The following is a 22,464-nucleotide window of genomic DNA, read 5'->3' as shown; positions in this document are numbered from 1 at the left end:
TAAAAAAACCGCTCTATTGAGCGGTTTTTTATATTTTAACGTAAGGCTATAAAAGAGAATCCGCCAACTCTATTATTCACTTATGGCGTTTGGGGCATCTTCTACACCATTATTTGTTGAGTGAGAACAAACTAATTTACCAGCATCACTCGCAGCTCTCCACGCGGTATAGGGACCATCAATTTCAGTTTTGGTTCGGTTCTGTAAAGTTAGAACGGTATCGCCAATCGCAAGTAATTGATCTCTCATGAGATTGAAATCAATTGCATCTTTACCAAATGATGGTGCCCAAAGTGACCATGGGCCAGAAATCGTTGCCATGGTCGGAATTAAGTTTTTGTGTGATGCGTTCCCAATACCACCAAAATCACATTGTCTAGGGGTACGTTGAGTATTGGGCACATCTTGGCCAGTCGATATCATGACCGCTGGTAATTTACGTCTTTGTGCTGCTTCAATTGCAACTTTTTGCATTAAAGCATGGTCTTCAGGAACAAACCATGCTTGGGCTTCAGCTTTCCCTGTAAAAGCTAAAGTCCGTCCAAAACCACCGTCTTGTCTAGGTTTGGCAATGATCTCACGCGTTCCTAAATGTTCAACAGCAAAAACGAAGCTGACTTTACCTGCCTTATATTCTTGATTCAGTTGCTCCATATATCTAAAAGTTCCTTCTTTAGACATATGCAGATGGGCTGTATTAAACGCAAACTCATAAGTTTTAGGTCGGCATTTTAATGGTAATTTTGCAAAATATTGCGCCAACGCAAGCATACCGCTTACACCATTTTCTTGTACCCAAGTATTACCATCTGTATTTGCAACAAATACGATTTTTTCACTACTTTGACCGGGTAGCGTTGCAATCAAATTTCGAGTCGTGGTTGTATCTCGCTCAGCTTGAACAGTAATCTTAGCCTGAGTATTTGTTAAAGCTAATGCTTTTACTTCAGCAAGTTCATCCGACCCTAAGAAGACAGCAGGAAGCTTATAATGCAAACCGTTATGCGGATCGAAGTAATCTTGTATTTGTTCTCTAGGCACATCAAATCCAATAATCATACCAGCAGCGCCAACCTTACCAGCCGCGATGAGATCTTTATTCATTAACTCACCCGCTAAAAAGGGTTTGTCATATCGTTGTGCTTTTTGTTCATTCAGAGATTGGCTTAAATATTTTGCAAACTGAAATAAAAATATATATGGCGGCGCAACCATATTGGCATATACAGGATCTTGTGATGTTGGAATTTCACGTACAATAATTTTCCCTTTATGTTCAGCTGTTATTGGTTGATTGCTTGCTAGGAAAACCAATTGACCTGTATTCCCTGTGAGTGCTGTACCGAGTGAATAAGGAACAGCTCCTGCAATCGGAATCTCTTTACCATTAACAGATAACTGCCCTGAGCGAAATAAACTGCGTCCTTTACCATTCTCAGCACTGAGTAAAGGTTGCCAACGTTGAATCTCATAGCTGTCTGACTGAACATGCATATTGGGTATTTTCTTCGCTTCAAGTTCAATCCAGTCCACCAGTTGTTTGTGTGCTTGGCTACCAGTCGATCGTAATTGTGCTAATTCAGGTCCAACTTGTACGAGTTTTTCTAAAGTTTTTGCATCAGTAAAAGATGCTTCATCCATTATTGTTGGACATGAACCTCCTGTTTCAGGGGAAATCTCTGCCATGTTGTTATTGTTTCCGCCACAACCTGAAATTGAGAATCCGAGCAAGATTAATCCTATCGATTGCTTGTATTTTCGATTCGCTTTCATACTAACTCCCTTTTGTATACCCAAATCCGTGCGTACCTTTAAATCATAAAATGACTATTGGCATGTTCTTGGGTAAAAGATCCTTATAAAATTACGTTATGTCTGCTTTGTTTTTCTTAGAATTTTCAACACAACAATAAAGAGGCTATATCGTCAAATATACTTGAAACAAGTAATAAGACAATTGATGTTCTCTTATTTCATCATATTATTAATTTATGTGTGAAAAATAACGCATCTGAGCCACGTCATTTCTAAAATAGGACAAATGAGCACGGATCAGATACTGATGAATAGACTTTAAACTGCAATCGTTTTTGCATTCGAATTTTTACGATATTGGATTGGTGTCAAATTTGTTTGTGATTTAAACCAAGTAATGAAGGAATGACTGGTATAAAAGCCTAATGCTTTAGCAATGAATAATATTGAATGTTGATAATTCTCTAAATAATTGACAGCAAGCTCGAATCGGACTTTATCGAGTAGATCACTATAAGAACTTTGTTCGAATTGTAATTTTCTACTTAAGGTTCTAACCGTGATTCCTAATTGCTCCGCGACATTTTCACGAGATAGGCGATCATGAGAGAGGAGTAAATAAATTTGTGACTTAACTTGTTGAGTAAAAGTTTGCTCAAATTTTTGTTGCTCTAATAATTTCGAGGCAAATAATCGCACACTATCATATAGGCCCGCATTTCCAGTTTTTAAGGTCATATTTAAAGACTTAGGATGTAATAATAACGCTGTTTCCAGTTGATTAAAGTGGACAGGGCATCCAAAGAATTCATCATAGTAGTTCTGCAATTCAGGTTTTAGTAAGCTATGTGTGAAGTGAACCGCCTTAAGTACAGAAAAATCCTCATTTCGAACCAAATGGATTAAGCTGATCCACCACAATAAATTGTACTCATTCGCACAGCGACTGAATATTGGATCATTCGATCTACATTTCCACTTCCAATAGACAATTTCAGGGCTAACTTGCAGGGAGATATCACCAATACATCCGATTAATGGCTGAAATTCTTTTAATGTTTCTATGGCTTTATTTAAATTAGCAGATAATGGGACTAAGTGTCCCAACACACCATAGGCGGTGGAATCCATCTTTTTGAAAAAAGCCAATGCAATCAATGGATCATTACAAATCGAGTATGTATAGGCTACAAGTTTTTCAAGGTAATGAAGGGCTATACACTGATTTGAATCATGCAGTTGCTGCTCTGTAAGGCCACTGTGTAATAGTAAAGTTTGTCTATCAATTCCAAAAAAATTAGCGTGATCCAAAAAGTGATTTATTAAGCCAACCAATACTTTTATTTCACAAGTTTCATTAAGTTTTCCATGTAATTCAATGGTCATCCTTACCATCCTAGATAACTTTGCTCTAATGACTAAAAATTTCAAATCACGATAAGCATATCGTTTCAACGCTATATTACATCGGAAAGAAAATTTTGTTTTGATGATAAAAGATATTTTGGAGCTGCTGACATTAGCATGTCAAATTTCCCCTTATAAAAAAACCGCTTCAAAGAGCGGTTTTAATAATTTAGAAAGACTTTTTACACTAAAATTTTGTTATTTCAGTGTAATTTTACTCCAAGATTCATACAATTTAACAGCTGCCGAGAAGTCGCTATTGGGCTCAGCAGTGAGGTTAGCCGCCTGAATCAAGCTTTGTGTTAAAGACAGAATTGGAGCGGGGAGTTTTGCGTCCTTGACGAGATCCAGTGCGATACCTGTATCTTTTGCGAGTAATGGAAGTCCGAAAGTCACAGGAAATTCGCGACTCAGTACACGTTGTGGAAAAATAGTTTCTGTAACCAGACTTTTGCCACTAGAAGCATTAATACAGTTCAGAGCTGCATCAAGATTGACACCATGTGCTTTTAAGGTACTAAAACCTTCAGCAACAGACCATAAATTTACAGCGAGCAACATATTATTAATTGCTTTTACCGCAAAGCCAGCACCAGATTCACCAACATGCTGAATTAATTTACCGACTGCTGCCATTGCAGGGTAAGCACGTTCAAATGCATTAATATCACCGCCAACCATGACGGTTAAGGTTGCATTTTCAGCACCAATGGTTTGTCCACTGACAGGTGCATCCAAAAAGTCCACATTTTTAACTTTCAATTTCTCCGCCAAACGGCGTGCAGCTTCAGGCACGCCACTGGTACAGTCAATCCAGATCGAATCTGATTTAATATCAATACCTTCAATTAAGACTTCAACGTCATCACTGGTTGGTAAGCAAGAAAAGATAATATCAGCCTGAACCGCTTGAGCGAGTTCAACTGCTTGAGTTCCATATTCTGTTGCATGTTGTTCTGCTTTACTAAAATTTCGATTCCAGACATAAACGTTTTCGAAATATTTAGGAAGATGTGCTGCCATGCGATAGCCCATAGCACCTAAACCAATGAATGCAACAGATTGAGTCATACTTTACCTTCTTATTTGCGTCGATCGTTCGGCTAACCAAGTCGCTAGCGTTGGCCAGAACTCTATTGAACTGTTTTGACTGGACATTAAACCTAAGTGCCCGCCAGGAATAAGAGTAAACGTGACATCTTGACTGCTTGTCAACTGGGTTAGCGGAAACGCAGACTCAGAAGTGACCAGTTGATCGCCTTTACCTGCGCCCACAAATAGAGAGCAATTGATGTTTTTGAGTTCTATGGTTTTGTTCTTGAGCTGAATTGCGCCATTTTTTAAAGGATTCTGCAGCCAGACGTTAAACAGCATGTCTTGGTTCACACCACCCGGATAATCAACCATGTTATTTAAGAAGTGGCTAAGCGTTGCATCTTCTTGTACCAACTTTAGATTATCTAAGTTTTTCAGTAATTGGATATTACCGTCAATCCAGCCTTTAGGGTCTAACAGTTTGAATCCAAGCGAGTTTAAAAATCCAGGTGAGTGGATCATTAATTTTGGTAAACGGTTATAGATGTAATCCTTAATGGTTGGATTACGGGTGGTCAGATAAGCCAAAGTCTTATAGAGTTTGCCAATATAACCAGAGGCATAGCTATCGATTGGACTACCTAACACCACAAGGTTTTTCACCACACTTGGCTGATGGCGAGCGGTATAAAGCGTGACAAAAATCCCGGCCATACTCCAACCGTGCAGTGAAATTTTTTCAGATTTGGAATGTTGTTGAATGGCTTCAATACATTTCGGAATAAACTTATCAATAAAAGATAAGAAGTTAATTTGATAATTTTTATAGGTGAGTTTTCCCCAATCTATTAGATAAACATCAAAGCCGCTTTCCTGAAAATGTTTGACCAATGAGCGGTAAGGATATAAATCATAGATGTCCATATTGATCGCTAAAGGCGCGACAAAAACCAATGGTTCTTTATAGCGTTTATTTTCTGAAGCGTAAAAACGAACACGGGTTTGTTTAAATTGCGCAATCACTTGATACGGTGTCGATTGAGACAAAACCAGTTTGTCGGCATCGAATACACGCATAGCCAGATGTTTAAAATTTATTTTTTGCTGTTCCACAAGCGATTTCATCTTAGAATGTCTCATCATGAGTCAAGATTGCACGAAGTCTAAGCGATAATTTCATCATACGCCTTGACCTTAAATACCCTAGGCGATCAAAATATTGGCACATTTAATCATTATGATCATAAGGCATACAGAACGATGAATCCAAGCGATGATTTAGAATACCAATTAGAAACACTGGCAATTCGCACAGGGCATGATCGTACCTCTGAAGGTGAGCATAGTGAGCCGATCTTTCTGACCTCATCATTTGTGTGCGAAAGTGCGGCTGATGCTGCTGCAAAATTCTCTGGGCAAATCGCTGGTAATACTTATTCACGTTATACCAATCCAACGGTACAGGCATTTGAAAAACGCCTAGCGGTACTGGATGGTGCAGAGCGTGCAGTGGCGACCAGTTCAGGCATGGCAGCAGTCCATGCAATGTGCATGGCCTATTTAAAAGCTGGTGACCATGTCATTTGTTCTCGTGCAGTATTTGGTTCAATCATCGCGTTGTTTGAAAAATATGTGGCGAAATTTGCAGTTGATGTCACTTTCGTAGATCTAGATGATCTAGAAGGCTGGAAACAAGCGATTCGTCCAAATACTCGTATCTTATTTATTGAAACGCCGTCTAATCCTTTGGCACAAGTGGGTGATATGCAAGCGATTGCTGATATCGCACATGCCAATGGCGCGTTGTTTGCAGTGGATAATTGTTTCTGTACGCCAGTATTACAACAACCGATTAAGTTTGGTGCGGATTTAGTGCTTTATTCAGCAACTAAATATATCGATGGGCAAGGTCGTGCGCTTGGTGGTGCAGTGGTTGGTAAAAATGACTTGCTTGAAGAAGTAAATGGTGTGATTCGTACTTTGGGCAATTCGATGAGTCCATTTAATGCATGGATTTTCTTGAAAGGCTTGGAAACACTCAGCATTCGTATGAAAGCGCATTGTGAAAGTGCACAAAAATTGGCGGAATGGCTACATCAGCACGAAAAAGTTGAAAAAGTGTATTACGCTGGTTTAGCTGATCATCCTGGACATGAGTTGGCGAAAAAACAGCAAAAAGGTTTTGGCGGTGTTGTATCTTTTGTGGTGAAAGGCCAACGTGAAGGTGCTTGGACTGTGATCGATAACACCCGTTTCTTGTCGATTACCAGTAATCTAGGTGACGTTAAGTCAACAATTACGCATCCAGCAACGACCTCGCATGGTAGAATGTCAGCTGAAGCTAAACAAGCTGCAGGAATTGAAGAAGGTTTGATTCGTGTGTCTGTTGGTTTAGAAGACATTGATGATATTATTCGCGACATATCACGCGGTTTAGATTTAATTTAACGAGAGAAACTTATGAACATTAATATGCTCATGCAGCAAGCTCAGCGCATGCAAAAAGATATGGAATCAAATCTTAAAAAAGCCAAAGAAGAGCTTGCAAAAACTGAAGTTCATGCGGAAGCAGGCGGTGGTTTAGTTAAAGTAACCATGACTTGCCGTAATGTGGTTAAGCGTATCGAAATCAGTCCTGATTTATTACAAGATGAAGCAGATATGATCGAAGACTTAATTGCTGCGGCTATGAATGATGCAGCACGTCAAGTTGAAGTGATTTCTGAAGAGAAGTTACAAGGTGCAAACTCAGGTATGGGCTTACCACCGGGTCTATCTGGTTTATTTTAAATCCCTCCCAACCTCCCTTTTTTAAAGGGAGGAGTACCCCTCTTAAATAAAGAGGGGTTAGGGAGATTATGAGAGTTGATTTGTGTTTAGTGAACGATTTGAACAGTTAGTTCAAGCATTACGTATATTACCAAGTGTCGGTCCTAAATCCGCACAGCGTATGGCATTACATTTATTAATGAAAAATCGTGAAGGTGCATTTGCATTGTCACATGCCTTACATGAAGCTTCGAGCCATATTCATGAATGTCGTATTTGTCATTCATTAACAGAAAATGAAATCTGTGATATTTGTGCTTCAATAGAGCGCGATGAACAATTGTTATGTGTGGTTGAATCACCGGCAGATGTGATGGCAATCGAGCAGAGCGGCAGTTTTCGTGGAAAGTACCACGTTCTCGGTGGACACCTTTCTCCATTAGACGGTATCGGCCCAGAAGAGATTGGAATTCCGTATCTGATTCAACGTCTCAGTGCTGGTGAAATTCAAGAGGTGATTTTGGCAACCAATGCAACGGTAGAAGGACAGGCTACGGCGCATTACTTGGTTGAAGCAACCAAACATTTACCGATCCATATGACCCGAATTGCACAAGGCGTACCACAAGGTGGTGAGTTGGAATATGTAGATAGCCATACCTTAAGCCAAGCTGTACATAACCGTATGCGGATGAAATAATAGCTTTCATTCGCATTTTTTTATATTTATATTAAATTCATGCTGTTAATTTAAACAAATAATTAAATTTTACATATTGTCTAACATTATCGTAGATCTATTTAGCGTAATTTGTGGCACTATGAGCGAGCGAAAAGGATTTTCGTTTTTTGATGAATGGAAGAGGAGTGATTTCATGTTGTATATATGGAATACCAACTAATTTTTTGTATTTGATTTCAGTTGAGCAATGACTGGTTTAGACAGTTCTATTGCGCATGGTTCTATATTATTTTATTTGAGCACACATGTTTCAGTTTATCCAACAGCAACAAGATTTAGCTGTTCTCCTCAATCAGATGGAACAGTGTTCTGTCTATGCACTTGATACTGAGTTTATTAAGGTTGACACCTTATATCCTAAACTTGGTGTCTGCCAAATCAATTTAAACGGTCAAATTGTATTACTTGATGGTGCAAGCTTGGATTTTACCGAGTTTTGGCCAAAAATTTTTGCAGCACAACAGAATGTTTTTCATGCCTGTAGTGAAGATATTGATCTGATCTATCATTATGCAGACCAAAAGCCACTTAATAATGTATTTGATACGCAAGTTGCACTGGCATTTCTCGGGCATGGCTTACAGGTCAGTTATCAGAACGCACTGAAGACCTGTTTGAATATTGAAATTGAAAAAGATCAAACTCGCTCGGATTGGCTGGCAAGACCATTGACGCAAGAGCAGATGTGTTATGCCGCAAATGATGTGATTTATTTAAGTAAACTTGCAGATGCACTAAAAACAGATCTAAAAGCGAAAGGTTTATATCAATACGTACTGGAAGATTGCCAGAATCTCACCAAAGAAATTGCGATGGAAACCCCACTGGCAGAATTGTATACCGATATTGGTAACTATCGACATTCACGCCGTGAGTTGATGCAGTTACAGCAATTGAGTATATGGCGAGAGCAGATTACCAAAGCATTGAACCAGCCGCGCAGTTTTATTCTTCGCAACTCGACCATGATTGATTTGGTGGAAAAAAATCCACGTAATAACTTTCAGCTTGCTCGGATTAAAGATATTCGTCCGAATATTGTGCGTGAACATGGCAAAATGATTCTTGATTTACTCAAATTCTTACCGCCAGAGGAAGAATGGCCATTACGTATGGCTAAACCAATAAAGAGTAATTCTAAAGAAGTTGCACCTAAAATTGATGCGCTGATTGAAAGTGTAGTGCTAAAAACTGGGATACCCAAAGAAGTACTACTGCGTAAGAAGTGGATGCATGCCATCTATGAACATGTGGTATTCCATTTAGATGAACAGTCTTTGCCGAGTTATTTAATGGGCTGGCGCTATGACATTTTGACGCAACCATTGATTGCGTTGTTAAAAGAAGATATTGAATATCTTGCGATGCAAATGAAAGCCGCACGTTAAAAGAGAAAAGAGCTAAGAAATTAGCTCTTTTTTTGCTCTACTGATTAACCATCACGGCGTGTTTTCATTGCTAGCTTAATTATTTGAGTTTTTATTATTATGCTATTTCACGATATTCTGAACTAAAGATAGCATGTTAGGACAAGGTCAAAAATAGACCGTCTTATACCATGAGTTAAAAACACGACTCTAGCGTTAACAATCGTTAATGTATCCATTTTTATTTTCATGTATGCTGTCTTTGATTGTTAATAGATGTGAGTAAACATGCACTGCGATATTTATAGATCGAGCAAGAAAGATGAAATGTATATGTATATTGCTCGTCCAAATTATCCTGATGACAAGGAACAAGAAAACCCATTTGAAGGTGTTCCAGAAACCGTTTTACAAGCATTCGGCAAAGCCACTTTTGTCATGCATTTAGAACTTCATAATGAGCGTAAACTTGCACGTGCCAATGTTTTACATGTTTTAGATTCATTAAATACCAAAGGCTTTTTTATTCAAATGCCGCCAGAAGGATTGATTAATCCAAATGCGGTAGAACCAGAGGGCTTACGCGGTGCTTGAAACTTTAACAGCAATTTGGTCAAACATTCTTTCAGTACTGGATCAGTTTCCTGAAGAAAATGTTGCGATCATTGTTTATGTTACAGGAACGCTCATTGCATTGTGGTGCTGGTATCGTTTGATGTCACGGCTACCCAATCCAATTGGTGGCATCCTTTGGATTATTGCCTTTGCAATTCTTGCGACTCCAACAATTTCTGAAGGTCCAAACTCGGCCTTAGCACCAGCAATTTTTGGTTTGCTTTTTGGTGTACTTACTAAAGAGCATGTCTTAGTCTGGTCAAACTTATCATTGATTTTATTTGTCATTGGTACGGGGTTACTGATCGGCTTCTGCTGGTCAAAATACACTGCAAATAAAACTGCACGTTCAGTTTAGATACGATGTTAAATATAGAAAAATAAGGTTTTAAAATGTCTGCTGATACACAACACTTCACTGGTACAGATCAATATATTGCGACCGATAGCCTGAAACTTGCAGTGAAAGCTGCTCGTGCCTTACAGAAACCATTATTGGTGAAAGGTGAACCAGGTACAGGTAAAACCCTACTTGCAGAGCAAGTCGCGGAAAGTTTGGGTTTGAAGCTGATTACTTGGCATATCAAATCTACAACTAAAGCGCAGCAAGGTTTGTATGAATATGATGCTGTATCACGTTTGCGTGATAGCCAGTTAGGTGATGATCGTGTCTACGATATTAAAAACTATATTAAACCCGGTAAATTGTGGGAAGCATTTACCAGCGAAGAGCGTTGTGTATTGTTGATTGATGAAATCGACAAGGCAGATATTGAATTCCCAAATGACTTATTGCATGAACTCGACAAAATGTCATTTTATGTTTATGAGACAGGCGAGACCATTACTGCAACACAACGCCCAATCGTGATTATTACCTCGAATAATGAGAAAGAGCTACCAGATGCATTTTTGCGTCGTTGCTTCTTCCATTATATCGAGTTCCCAGATGATGCAACCATGCGTGACATTATCGCAGTACATTTCCCGAATATTTCAAATACCTTAGTCAGTGAAGCATTACAGGTGTTCTTTAAATTACGTGAAGTTCCGAATTTGAAGAAACCACCTTCAACGTCTGAACTGATCGACTGGTTAAGCTTGTTGATGGCAGATGATATGCCTGAAGATGTATTGCGTAACCACGATAAATCAAAGGCGATTCCACCTTTGTATGGTGCCTTAATTAAAAATGAACAAGATGTGCAATTACTTGAACGTTTAGCCTTTATGTCACGCCGTTAAGAGTGTTTACAAATGTTTGTGCGATTGTTTTACACCTTACGCAAATATGGCGTACCTGTAACAACACGCGAGCTCATTGATCTTAATCAGGCGGTAGCGTCAGGTCTTGTGTTTGCAGATCAGGAACAATTCTATCAGTTGGCTAAAACCGTTTTGGTCAAAGATGAGCGCTTTTTTGATAAGTTTGATCGTGCCATGAAAGATTATTTTGATGGCATCGAAACTTTTGATTTGGATGAGTTGCTGAAACAAGTTCATAAGTTACCTAAAGATTGGTTTGATCTCGAGCTATTAGAAAAGCACCTTACACCTGAGCAGCGTGAAGAATTAAAAAAAGCAGGTTCTCTCGAAGAACTGATGAAAATGCTGGAAGAACGCTTACGTGAACAGCATAAAAAGCATCAGGGTGGCAATCGTATGATTGGCACTGGAGGAACTTCGCCTTTTGGTGCTTTTGGTGACCATCCTGAAGGTGTTCGCATCGGTGGGCCAGGGCGTAAACGTTCAGCGGTTAAAGTTTGGGAACAACGTAAATACCAAAATCTTGATGATGATCAAGTTTTGGGTACGCGTCAGATGCAAATCGCTTTACGTCGTTTGCGTAAGTTTGCGCGACAAGGGGCTGCTGAAGAGCTTGATGTTGATGGCACCATTCGTGAGACAGCCAAGCAAGGGATCTTGGATGTCCAGTTGGTTCCAGAGCGTCGTAACCGTATTAAAGTGTTAATACTGTTTGATGTTGGTGGTTCAATGGATGCCTATATTGCCGAGTGTGAAAAGCTATTCAGTGCAGCCAAATCAGAGTTTAAAACCCTCGAATATTTCTACTTTCATAACTGTTTGTATGATCATGTATGGAAGGATAACCATCGTCGTAGTTCAACACGAATGAATACATGGGATCTGTTCCATACCTATGGTCGTGATTATCGGGTCATTGTAGTCGGTGATGCCAGTATGGCACCGTATGAATTAAAATCTGCGGGTGGTTCAGTTGAATATATGAATGAAGAATCGGGTGAAGTGTGGCTTAGGCGTTTACGTCAGCATTTCGACAAAACCGCTTGGCTGAACCCTGAAATGGAAGCTTATTGGCATTACACCCAGACCATTAACTGGATTAAAGAAATTTTTGAGAATCACATGTTTCCAATGACCTTGAAGGGCCTTGAGGACATGACCCGTTATCTTTCACGTTAAAATTTATATTAAAACTTTATAAGAACAGGAAAAAGACATGGAACATCAAATTAATGGCGTTGCTTTGCCGAATGAAGCAGGTTTCTTTGGGAACTTTGGTGGTCAGTTCATTCCACCACATTTAAAAGAAGCAATGGATGAAATTAATGCGGCCTACGAAGAGATTCGTCATACGGATGAGTTTAAAGATGAGTTAAATGACTTATTCAAAAACTATGTAGGTCGTCCAAGTCCATTGTTCCATGCCAAGCGCCTGTCTGATCAATTGGGTGGTGCGCAGATTTATCTGAAACGTGAAGATCTTAACCATACGGGTGCTCACAAGATTAACCATTGTTTGGGCGAAGCCTTGCTTGCCAAATATATGGGCAAGAGTAAAGTCATCGCTGAAACAGGTGCTGGTCAACATGGCGTGGCTTTGGCAACGGCTTGTGCGTTGGTCGGTATCCCATGTGAAATCCACATGGGGCAGGTCGATATTGAAAAAGAACATCCGAATGTTGTGAAGATGAAAATCTTGGGTGCTAAACTGGTTTCAGTGACTCAAGGGACAGCAACTTTAAAAGATGCGGTGGATAGCGCTTTTGAAGAATATTTAAAAGACCCTAAAAACTATATCTATGCCATTGGTTCTGTGGTCGGTCCACACCCGTTTCCAAAAATGGTACGTGACTTCCAGTCGATTATCGGTAATGAAATCAAAGCTCAATCGAATGAACGTTTCGGTCAGAATCCAGATTATGTGGTTGCCTGTGTCGGTGGTGGTTCTAATGCGATTGGTGCATTTACTGCATTTTTAAATGTACCAGAAGTAAAATTGGTAGGTGTTGAGCCAGCTGGTCATGGTCTAGAGACTGATAAGCACTCTGCAACCTTAACTTTAGGTAAACCAGGCCAAATTCATGGAATGGCCTGTTATGTACTGGAAGATGATAACGGTGAGCCGCTACCTGTTCATTCAATCGCTTCAGGATTGGATTACCCAGGTGTTGGTCCACAACATAGTTTTCTTAAAGAGTTAGGTCGTGTGCAATATGAAACTGCAACTGATCAGGAATGTTTAGATGCTTTTATGACACTTTCTCGTGTTGAGGGCATTGTACCTGCTTTGGAAAGTTCACATGCTGTAGCTTGGGCGTTACGAGAAGCACCTAAAATGGATAAGCGTATTAAGATCGTGGTCAACCTGTCAGGTCGTGGTGATAAAGACTCTGATTATGTAGCTGAAAAGCTAGGTCTATAAGTTCTTATCCAATATCTGGTTTTAATTGACCGCTTCTTGTAGAGAGGCGGTTTTTTTATTGTTAAAACGACCTTAATCCCGTTAGAATAAAGCGTTTTGCAATTAGCACTTTTGGAGACGCCTAAGTGGAGCGACCTACAATCAGCCCTGAACATTTACAAGAAGCGGCTGAAAACCTAGTAACCATTCGAGATTTTGTTCGTTTTGGGGTAACCGCACTTCGTCAATATGACGCACACTTAGGTCAAGGTACTCAAGATTATTTTGCAGAGAGTTCTGCACTGGTACTGCAAACGCTATCACTTGAATGGAAAGCAGATGCTGAAATTTTGGATGCCAAACTTTTACCAAGCGAAAAAGCAGAATTTTTGAGCTTGTTAGAACGTCGTATCAATGATCGTATTCCTACTTCGTATTTATTGAACTTGGCTTATTTCTTCAATAAGCCGTTCTATGTAGATGAGCGTGTCTTGATTCCACGTTCACCGATTGCTGAGTTGATTGAACAACGTTTTGCGCCATACTGCCTAGATGAAAATGGACGTATGCTGGAAGCATTAAACAATTTGCCTGAAAATAACAATCCAAAAACACCACAACGTATTTTAGATATGTGTACAGGTTCGGGTTGTATTGCGATTGCATTGGCTTATGCATATCCAGAATCAGAAGTCGACGCGACTGATATTTCAAAAGAAGCGTTGGAAGTGGCTTCTATCAACACTGAGCATCACGATAAGCAGTACCAAGTTGCGTTGCTTGAATCTGACTTATTCTCAAAAATTCCTGCTGAAAATCAATATGACCTGATCGTCAGTAATCCACCGTATGTGGATGCAGAAGATATGGCTGATTTACCAGAAGAATTCTTGCATGAACCTGAACTTGCACTGGCTGCAGGTCAAGATGGCTTAGATCTAGTCCGCAAGATGTTAGCTCAAGCCGCTGATTATTTAACTGAAGATGGTTTGATCGTGATTGAGGTGGGGAATTCTGAGTGGGCAATGCGTCAGAACTTCAATACAGTTGACTTCCATTGGTTAACTTTCCAAAAAGGCGGTTCTGGTATTTTTGCTTTAACTGCTGAACAATGCCGTCGTTATAAAGAAGTATTTCAGCAATCAGTTCAAAACTAAGGGGTTAAAGCATGGCAGGGAATAGTATTGGGCAACTGTTTCGAGTAACGACCTGTGGTGAGTCACATGGTGCAGGCTTGATGGCGATTGTCGATGGCGTGCCGCCTGGTCTTGAGCTTTGTGAAGCCGATCTGCAAAAAGATTTAGATCGCCGTAAACCGGGAACTTCGAAGTTTGCAACGCAACGTAAAGAACCAGATCAAGTTGAGATTATCTCGGGTGTTTTTGAAGGTAAAACCACAGGAACATCGATTGGTTTATTGATCCGTAATACGGATCAGAAATCAAAAGACTACGGCAATATCGCTCAAACTTTCCGTCCAGGCCATGCGGATTACACTTACACTCAGAAATACGGTTTCCGTGATTATCGTGGTGGCGGTCGTTCGAGCGCCCGTGAAACGGCGATGCGTGTTGCGGCAGGTGCAATTGCTAAGAAATATCTTGCTGAAAAATTTGGTATTGATATTCGTGGACATGTCACACAAATTGGTAATGAAGTCGCTGAAAAACTGGATTGGGCAGAAGTACCAAACAATCCATTTTTCTGTGGTGATGTGGATGCGGTTCCTCGTTTCGAGCAACTCGTAACCGCTTTACGTGAGCAAGGAACCAGTTGTGGAGCCAAGCTTGAAATTGTTGCGGAAAAAGTGCCTGTGGGTTGGGGTGAGCCTGTATTTGATCGTTTAGATGCAGATATCGCCCATGCCATGATGAGTATCAATGCGGTTAAAGGCGTTGAGATTGGTGATGGTTTTGCTGTAGCAGGACAATTTGGACATGAAACTCGTGATGAACTGACGACAGATGGATTCCTTGCTAATCATGCAGGTGGTATCTTAGGTGGAATCTCAAGCGGTCAAAGCATTCGTGTGGCGATTGCGTTGAAACCAACTGCAAGTATTACCACACCAGGTAAAACCATTACGATTGAGCGAGAAAATACCGATGTATTGACCAAAGGTCGTCATGATCCGTGTGTTGGGGTGCGTGCTACGCCAATCGCAGAAGCGATGTTAGCGATCGTGTTAATGGATCACTTTTTAAGACATCGTGCACAGAATGCAGATGTTGTTGCTCCATTTAAACCAATCGAACCGTAACAAAAATATTAAGCCGCACATATAATTTATTATATCTGCGGCTTGCATCACATTTTAAAGTACTTTAATTAAATATTAGTTTAATATTCATTTAATAATAATGGATCAATTATAAAGCTTCAGAAATCATATTATCTGATGTTGCAATATGATATTGATTACGACCATTACTTTTTGCGATATATAATGCATGATCTGCTTGTGCAACAAACTCAGAAAGACTGTCACCTACACAGGGAACCATTGTTGCAACGCCTACACTAATGGTCACATGTTTTGAAACATTGCTACGTGGGTGCAAAATTCCAATATTACGTACTAACTCCATTAGTCTTTGTACCTGAGTGATGGCCTGATCTCGATCCGTCATCGAAAATAACAACAGGAACTCTTCTCCACCATAACGTGCGGCAAGATCACCGCTACGAGAGGCGATGGAACCCAACATGATGGCAATTCGACGTAAGCACTGATCACCTTGAATATGCCCCAAAGTGTCGTTGTAAAGCTTAAAAAAGTCGATATCGATCATCATGATGGTAATCGGCATTTCATGGCGTGTTGCTCTTTTCCACTCATTTTCCAATACTTCATCTAGGTAGCGTCGATTGGCGAGACCCGTTAAAGCATCTTGTTGAGACAAAATAGAGAGTTGCTGTGCTTGTCGCATCAATTCCAAGCGGTTAAGTTCGATCATACAGTTTTGCAGATAGTTTTCACGGTGTTGCCGATCAGTCGCATAGGCAAGTGCCATACCCAGAAAACTGCTGAACGTATATGTACGGTTTAAGAATGTCCAGTCAATTGCACCACTAAACCATGTACTGGCAATAATACCAATGAGGCCACCAACCCATCCAGCAATGATTGCAGTATAAAAACGCATTCCAACAAAGGCATAGATGATGACCACGGCATACATCATCGCAGCATGAAACAGGACATTATTTTGTCCTTGTTCCAATACGTTAATGATGGTGAAAGAGATTGCTACAGCACCCGTTGAACCGATGCAAACATAGTAATCAAACCACTTATTCATGCTAGGCAGGAAAGAAAGCAGCCATGCCAATGTAATGATGATACCCACCCAACCGTAGGTTGCCATCCAAGTAATACGTAGGTCTGTAGGTAAAACCTGATAAATACCGAAGCTTAGAAATAGATATAAACCTAAAATAATAGGGGCGCGATAGCGGAACTCATGCGCAGCCTCATTTCTATACTGATCTCGATAGATCACTTCTAATTCTTTAGGAAACCAAACTAAATTTAGCCCGCGAGAAATTAACAAGTCGATTTGTTCTTGTCCCAAAATATTGGAAGCTTTCAACTTCATCTTATCTCTCACCACTCCCAAATGTTGTTATAAATGTCAAAATAGGGATTATTTTTTTACTACGTTACACTGATTTAAATGGAATGTGTATTAGATTATAAAAAAATATTAATTTTTATATAAGGGTCATTGCCTAATATAATGATTCAAGTTTAAATTAGATTCAAGAAATAAAAACTGTTACAAACTAAATCACAAGCGATTGTATCTTTGCGATATTAGGATACAATTTATAAAAAAGCAGCAATCATCGAAGATGATTGGATTAAGTCATACGAAATAGGATGCATCGCAATGACTGCTATGAATCAATATGGAACAAAATTAGAAATTACACCCCATTCGGGTTGGGCGCAACGATTCTGGGATGAATTATTACCCTCAAAAGAACGGGTGAGTAAACATCCGCTATTCTTAGATATGGCCAATGGCTGTTTAAGCCTTGAATGCTTTCGTTCAGCCTTATTGAATTTTTATCCTCTAGTCGCGCATTTCCCTTCCTATATGGCAGGTTCCTTAGCGAAAGCGACTGCTTTTTCACTGGATGGGGTAACGGAAACCCGGGACTGGCTGATTCAAAACATCAAGGTTGAGGAGCGACATTTGAACTGGTATCAGGACTGGGCGGGGGGCTTTGGTCTAACCGTTGAGATGTTGAATAACGTGAAACCACCTGTTGCAATGAATGCGGTGAATCACTTCTTGTGGGATGTTAATTTTCGTGGAAGTCTGGCAGAGAGTATTGCTGCAACCAATCTCGCGATCGAGTGGGCGACTGGTGATTGGACCATTCAAGTCTATAAAGGAATTCAAACCTATACCCAACACCCAGAAGTCAATATTAATAAGCGTTCTCTCGCTTGGCTAAGAGCACATGCACATTATGATGATCTTCATCCCTATGAGGCGATGGAGCTGATTAAGCGTTTATGTGATAAAGATCCTGTATTGCAAAGAAAAGCATTCTTAGCGGCAAAGGAAGGGCTTGAATATTATGAACTGGCTTTGGATGAGTGTTACAAGCTACAGCATAAAAATTAAGAGTTCGAGTATCCAGTCTGAATGAGACCTGATTGATATAGGAAATAAAAGCCCGTACAGTTTTAGGAAAACCGAACGGGCTTAAGTGATTATTCTTTTTTAAGTCCTAGACCATTGCTGGGTCACTGACAGAATCTTCACCTGTTTCAACACGACCTGCAAAGCGACGATAAAACTTAGCATCTTGAGTACAAGTCACAGCAAAATCATACCATTGCCAAGCATCTTTCAATTCCCAATGCTGAATGGTGCTTTGTCCTGCTTTTACGGTTAGTTTCAGTGGTGCATCAGTACGATAAACCACAGGCGTAATAACCAACTCAATATCTTTAGTGCCAGTATTGTTTAGATCGACATAAACATTGCCGTTGGCAATATCATAGCAAACACGAATCTCAGGATTGATTTGCAGATCTTGATTACGATTCAGATCACCCTTGAAATGTCGATGAAAGCCATTAGGGCCCATCACCCAAAGATCGTATAAGCCTTGGTTATCTTTTTGTGCATTCCAGACATCATCAAGAGTTTTTCCTGCCTCTACAATGTAACGGCGTGGAACTCGACTTAAATTTAATTTGTCGTAGACATGAAACACCGCACCTTGAGTCCCTGTATTTGAAAACAGCAGTTTGACTGTTCCGTCATTCAGGCAGCGTGCACTGGTATGCAATTCATAAGGAAGTGCTTTTGAACGACGGATACCACTGGCTTGAATTGGCAGTTGTAAATTGCTTGGAATTGGAACATTGGGTAACTTCTGCTGTGAGCTACGCAGTTGATCGGCTTGTTCACGGGTTTGTTTACCGTTTAGTGTTGGTAGTACATCCTCATTTGGCGTTTTAAAGTTGAATGCAGAGGTGAGATCTCCACATACCGTACGGCGATAAGGACTGATATTACTTTCTTTTACGCCAAACCGTTTTTCGAGGAACATCAATACCGAGGTATGATCAAATACTTGTGAGTTGACAATCCCCCCACGACTCCAAGGTGAAATCACAAATAAGGGAACGCGGGGGCCAGGACCATAAACAGCATTGTCCTTCTTAGGTTGGCTGGTACTGCCTAGCGGTGCATCATGCACATAATATTCATGACGCATATCTGCTTGGCTGAGGGTTGATTTGCCTGCATAAGTATTATCTGCTTGCAATGTCGGTGCTGATGGAGATGGAACATGGTCAAAATAACCATCATTTTCATCAAAATTGATCAGAAATACGGTTTTGCTCCAAACTTCAGGCACGGCTGTTAAAGCATCTAAAATTTCCTGAATAAACCATGAACCTTGTACTGGGCTAGATGGACCAGGATGTTCACAATAAATTGAAGGCGCATTGATCCATGATACCTGTGGCAATTTGCCAGTTTTGATATCATTTTTAAATGCATCTAAAAACTCTTCAGGTTTATTGCCAGGTAAGGTGTTTGCAATGCCTTTATAAAGCGGATTCTTGGCATTATCCGTGGTTGCATCATAGGCTTTGTAAGGCAAGTTTTGCGCGGCTGCGTTATAAGGGCTGTTTGGTGCACCTCCACTTGAAACAGGATAACCCGAATCGATGTTGGCTTTTCTAAATGTACGGAAGGCACCTAGCATGTTATCGCCCCATTCATCTGGCATATTTTGATAACAAATCCAATTGATTCCTGCTTCTTCTAGGCGTTCAGCATAGGTTTTCCATGTATAGCCAACATCAACTGTTTTAGGATCGCCATCAATCCAGTCCCATTCATTATTCACAAAGGCAGTGCTGGTTGGTACTGCACCATTGGTGCCAGTTAAGTGGAATGAGCGATTTGCATCTGTCCCAGTATGCATTGAGCAGTGATAAGCATCACAAATGGTAAATGCATTTGCCAATGCAAATTGATAGGGAATTTCCTGTTCTTTGAAGTACCCCATGGCATAGTCAGTTTTATAGGTTGGCCAGTTTGACATACGGCCATTGTCCCATGCTTTTTGGCTATCTACCCAAGTATGGTTAGTGCCTGGTGCACGTTGCGCATTGTTGCTTGAGCCATCTAAATGAAAGGGTGTTAGTAAGGCACCATTACTGCGTTGCTGTTGCCAAACAGTGCGACCATTTTGCAAAGGAATAGTCAAACGATCTGCAAAACCGCGGACGCCTTTTAATGTTCCAAAGTAATGGTCAAATGAGCGGTTTTCCTGCATCAAGATCACCACATGCTCTACATCTTGAATGGTTCCTGTTTTGTTGTTGGCAGGAATGGCTAATGCTTTTTGAATGCTAGCTGGAAAGGTGGTCAAAGCGGCAGCACCAAAGCCAGTTTTAAGTGTATTTGCTAAAAATTGACGACGATTAATCACGATATTTTCCCTATCTTAGTTGTTCTTATGCCTATGGTGCACAGCGCATGACTGGTTTTTTGGTTTCATCTGGTTTCGCTGCGACCTGATCGTCGTTTGAGTCATTACACGCGGTGAGTGCCAATAGAATGGGGAAAACATAAAGACATGCCAGCCATCGTTTGGTTTTTTTCAACATCTGCTTCATCCATAACAAAGATGACAACACACTAGACAGGCCTTGTGACAGCACAGTGTCATCTTTATGACGATTCATTGACGTTTCATATGAAAATAAGCAGTAAAATGAGCTAAAAGCTTTTGGAATGGCAGTATTCGGATGAGACATAAAGCCTTAAGATCACTCAATGTAATTTTTTAAGTGATTAAAGCTGTTGCGAAGCAAGTGTGCATATTAAAGTCTTAGAAAAACAAGTCTAGTTGTATCTTGATTATCGTAAAAATTGGTTCTAAAAAAAATTTAATTAATCATCAGGTGTTTATCCAGATTCACACACAAAACAGGGGTGATCATTCTCTTATTTTTTGTTAAGATATCATTAATGATTCTCATTATCTTTTAAAATGTCTGACCCAATCAATTCTCTCTATCGCCAACATCATTCTTGGTTGTATCAATGGCTTAAACGGCGGCTCAATCACAGTGAAGATGCTGCAGATCTAGCACACGATACCTTTATTCGTATTTTGAAACGTAAAGATCAATTGTATTTTGACCAGCCTCGTGCACTTTTGACGACTGTGGCGAAAGGAGTATTAATTAATTGGTATCAGCGTAAATCGATAGAAAAAGCTTATTTGGAAGCACTAAGTAGTCGACCTGAGTATGATGAGATTAGCCCCGAGCAAAAAATCTCAGCCATTGAATCATTATGTTTAATTAACCAACTTTTAAATCAAATGCCTGAACGTCAACAGCAGGTCTTTATCTGGTCACAACTAGAAGGCCTTACACAGCAAGAGATTGCGACTCGTTTGAATATTTCTACACGAACAGTTATGCGAGATTTGGTTGCTGTACTGACACAATGTTTAGCGATCATGGATTGAGATTGACATGTCTCAAACACAAATTTTAAAAGAGGCCGCTGAATGGATTGTGCTGATTCAGGCATCAGCTTTAACAGAAGCTCAACAGCTTGAATTCGAAAACTGGAAGAGCCAAAGCGAAGCACATCAAACTGCATGGATTAAAGCAGAGCTTTTGCTCAAGAGTCTTGAATGTTTCCCTGAAGAAGGTTATGCAATTATTAAAAAAGGCAATCAAGCTGCACAGTTTCAGTGGACCAAACATCTTGTCGTGGCATGTATTGCGTGTCTGGGTAGTATCATTGCATGGAGTTCTGATTATAAATATTTGTGGCTGTCAGATTACAGTACGGCTACTGGTGAGCAGCAGAGTGTGACACTTGAGGATGGAACACAACTTCAATTAAATACAGATACAGCACTTGATGTTCGCTATACACCACATCTACGGACGCTAAGATTACATTACGGCGAAATACAGATTCATACCGCGAAAGAAACTCAGAACCCTCGTCCATTTTATGTTGAGACGGATAGTGCGCATTTACAGGCACTAGGAACAATTTTTAATGTGCAATATCTCAAAAATAAACAACAGCAAACCTGTTTAGGCGTGATTGAAAGTGCTGTCAAGGTCACGCTAAGTCAATCGAGAAAAACCACGGTAGTACATGCCGGAGAACAGTTATGTTTTGATGATACTGATTTTAAAGCATTGGGGCAGCTTGATCCGAATGTATTGGTTTGGAAAAATCAGATGATCATGGCATTTGAAATGCCTTTAGAGCAGCTATTTCAAGAGATTGGGCGTTATCAGCATCAATATGTTGATCTCGCCCCTCAATTAAAAGCATTAAAGGTCTCTGGTTCTTATCCTGTCAATAACTTGACTCAGTTACAGTCTGCTTTGGAATTAACTTATCCGATTCGTATGCAGCGACATTTAGGTGATCGTGTCATTACAATTCAGGCTAAAAATGAAAAAGGAGAAAAATAATTAAAAATTGTTGGCAGTTTTTGAGTGTTGAGCTGGTAATACAAGTTAAACCAAAGAAATCAGCTAAATCTTATCGCAATGTCATTCTTACTGCTGATATGAAGTA

Annotated in this window: 21 protein-coding genes; 14 read left to right on the top strand and 7 right to left on the bottom strand. The window is 40.1% G+C overall.

The annotated features are described in order from the left end of the window. Positions 1–72: 72 nt before the first annotated feature. The 4 genes from NDN11_RS09545 to NDN11_RS09530 all read right to left on the bottom strand — a co-directional run bounded on the left by NDN11_RS09545 (position 73) and on the right by NDN11_RS09530 (position 5,322). On the bottom strand, positions 73–1,773 hold the full coding sequence (locus NDN11_RS09545) for a hypothetical protein (RefSeq protein ID WP_251109464.1): 1,701 nt from the start codon (positions 1,771–1,773) through the stop codon (positions 73–75). Between the two features lie 300 nt (positions 1,774–2,073). Further along, a complete protein-coding gene (locus NDN11_RS09540) occupies positions 2,074–3,141 on the bottom strand; it encodes an AraC family transcriptional regulator (protein ID WP_251109463.1) in 1,068 nt (355 codons plus the stop codon). 219 nt (positions 3,142–3,360) lie between these two features. Continuing rightward, the gene (locus tag NDN11_RS09535; protein ID WP_251109462.1) at positions 3,361–4,233 is read right to left on the bottom strand and encodes an NAD(P)-dependent oxidoreductase; all 873 of its coding nucleotides are present in this window, start codon (positions 4,231–4,233) and stop codon (positions 3,361–3,363) included. A 3-nt stretch (positions 4,234–4,236) separates the two neighbouring features. Continuing rightward, positions 4,237–5,322, bottom strand: coding sequence for an alpha/beta fold hydrolase (locus tag NDN11_RS09530; RefSeq protein WP_251109461.1), 1,086 nt, complete (start codon positions 5,320–5,322; stop codon positions 4,237–4,239). A gap of 135 nt (positions 5,323–5,457) precedes the next feature. On the opposite strand from NDN11_RS09530, the gene NDN11_RS09525 reads away from it, so the two are divergent. The 11 genes from NDN11_RS09525 to aroC all read left to right on the top strand — a co-directional run bounded on the left by NDN11_RS09525 (position 5,458) and on the right by aroC (position 15,617). Further along, entirely contained in the window at positions 5,458–6,645 is a 1,188-nt protein-coding gene (locus NDN11_RS09525; RefSeq protein ID WP_167247313.1) for an O-succinylhomoserine sulfhydrylase, read from the top strand. Between the two features lie 12 nt (positions 6,646–6,657). Further along, the gene (locus NDN11_RS09520) at positions 6,658–6,987 is read left to right on the top strand and encodes a YbaB/EbfC family nucleoid-associated protein (RefSeq protein WP_167247311.1); all 330 of its coding nucleotides are present in this window, start codon (positions 6,658–6,660) and stop codon (positions 6,985–6,987) included. Between the two features lie 82 nt (positions 6,988–7,069). After that, on the top strand, positions 7,070–7,666 hold the full coding sequence (recR, locus tag NDN11_RS09515; RefSeq protein ID WP_251109460.1) for a recombination mediator RecR: 597 nt from the start codon (positions 7,070–7,072) through the stop codon (positions 7,664–7,666). 287 nt (positions 7,667–7,953) lie between these two features. Beyond that, complete coding sequence (locus NDN11_RS09510) at positions 7,954–9,096, top strand: ribonuclease D (protein ID WP_167247307.1); 1,143 nt, start codon at positions 7,954–7,956, stop codon at positions 9,094–9,096. 312 nt (positions 9,097–9,408) lie between these two features. Next, complete coding sequence (locus NDN11_RS09505; RefSeq protein ID WP_010590136.1) at positions 9,409–9,669, top strand: YcgL domain-containing protein; 261 nt, start codon at positions 9,409–9,411, stop codon at positions 9,667–9,669. Then, on the top strand, positions 9,662–10,048 hold the full coding sequence (locus NDN11_RS09500) for a hypothetical protein (protein WP_016163650.1): 387 nt from the start codon (positions 9,662–9,664) through the stop codon (positions 10,046–10,048). Before NDN11_RS09505 ends, NDN11_RS09500 begins: the two co-directional genes overlap by 8 nt. Positions 10,049–10,083: 35 nt before the next feature. Next, a complete protein-coding gene (locus NDN11_RS09495) occupies positions 10,084–10,935 on the top strand; it encodes an AAA family ATPase (RefSeq protein WP_005203533.1) in 852 nt (283 codons plus the stop codon). Positions 10,936–10,947: 12 nt separating this feature from the next. Then, positions 10,948–12,135 (top strand): vWA domain-containing protein, encoded by a 1,188-nt coding sequence (locus tag NDN11_RS09490; protein WP_167247305.1) that lies wholly within the window; start codon positions 10,948–10,950, stop codon positions 12,133–12,135. 37 nt (positions 12,136–12,172) lie between these two features. Continuing rightward, positions 12,173–13,378, top strand: a complete 1,206-nt coding sequence (trpB, locus tag NDN11_RS09485) for a tryptophan synthase subunit beta (protein ID WP_251109459.1) — start codon at positions 12,173–12,175, stop codon at positions 13,376–13,378. Positions 13,379–13,503: 125 nt separating this feature from the next. Next, positions 13,504–14,514, top strand: coding sequence for a 50S ribosomal protein L3 N(5)-glutamine methyltransferase (gene prmB, locus NDN11_RS09480; RefSeq protein ID WP_167247301.1), 1,011 nt, complete (start codon positions 13,504–13,506; stop codon positions 14,512–14,514). 11 nt (positions 14,515–14,525) lie between these two features. Beyond that, on the top strand, positions 14,526–15,617 hold the full coding sequence (gene aroC / locus NDN11_RS09475) for a chorismate synthase (protein ID WP_167247299.1): 1,092 nt from the start codon (positions 14,526–14,528) through the stop codon (positions 15,615–15,617). A gap of 109 nt (positions 15,618–15,726) precedes the next feature. Here the strand turns inward: aroC and NDN11_RS09470 are convergent, their stop codons facing one another. Then, on the bottom strand, positions 15,727–16,956 hold the full coding sequence (locus tag NDN11_RS09470) for a GGDEF domain-containing protein (RefSeq protein ID WP_167247297.1): 1,230 nt from the start codon (positions 16,954–16,956) through the stop codon (positions 15,727–15,729). A gap of 294 nt (positions 16,957–17,250) precedes the next feature. On the opposite strand from NDN11_RS09470, the gene NDN11_RS09465 reads away from it, so the two are divergent. Beyond that, positions 17,251–17,997, top strand: a complete 747-nt coding sequence (locus tag NDN11_RS09465) for an iron-containing redox enzyme family protein (RefSeq protein ID WP_167247295.1) — start codon at positions 17,251–17,253, stop codon at positions 17,995–17,997. Positions 17,998–18,103: 106 nt separating this feature from the next. Here the strand turns inward: NDN11_RS09465 and NDN11_RS09460 are convergent, their stop codons facing one another. Further along, entirely contained in the window at positions 18,104–20,332 is a 2,229-nt protein-coding gene (locus NDN11_RS09460) for a phosphocholine-specific phospholipase C (protein WP_251109458.1), read from the bottom strand. Between the two features lie 31 nt (positions 20,333–20,363). Further along, on the bottom strand, positions 20,364–20,588 hold the full coding sequence (locus NDN11_RS09455; RefSeq protein ID WP_167246559.1) for a hypothetical protein: 225 nt from the start codon (positions 20,586–20,588) through the stop codon (positions 20,364–20,366). A gap of 308 nt (positions 20,589–20,896) precedes the next feature. On the opposite strand from NDN11_RS09455, the gene NDN11_RS09450 reads away from it, so the two are divergent. Both NDN11_RS09450 and NDN11_RS09445 read left to right on the top strand, forming a co-directional pair. Then, a complete protein-coding gene (locus NDN11_RS09450) occupies positions 20,897–21,382 on the top strand; it encodes a sigma-70 family RNA polymerase sigma factor (protein ID WP_251109457.1) in 486 nt (161 codons plus the stop codon). A gap of 7 nt (positions 21,383–21,389) precedes the next feature. Beyond that, positions 21,390–22,358, top strand: coding sequence for a FecR domain-containing protein (locus NDN11_RS09445; RefSeq protein WP_251109456.1), 969 nt, complete (start codon positions 21,390–21,392; stop codon positions 22,356–22,358). Positions 22,359–22,464: the final 106 nt, after the last annotated feature.

It is taken from the genome of Acinetobacter sp. C26M, from assembly GCF_023702675.1.
In the GTDB taxonomy this organism is placed as follows: domain Bacteria; phylum Pseudomonadota; class Gammaproteobacteria; order Pseudomonadales; family Moraxellaceae; genus Acinetobacter.
This window is presented reverse-complemented; position numbering and strand designations above follow the sequence as displayed.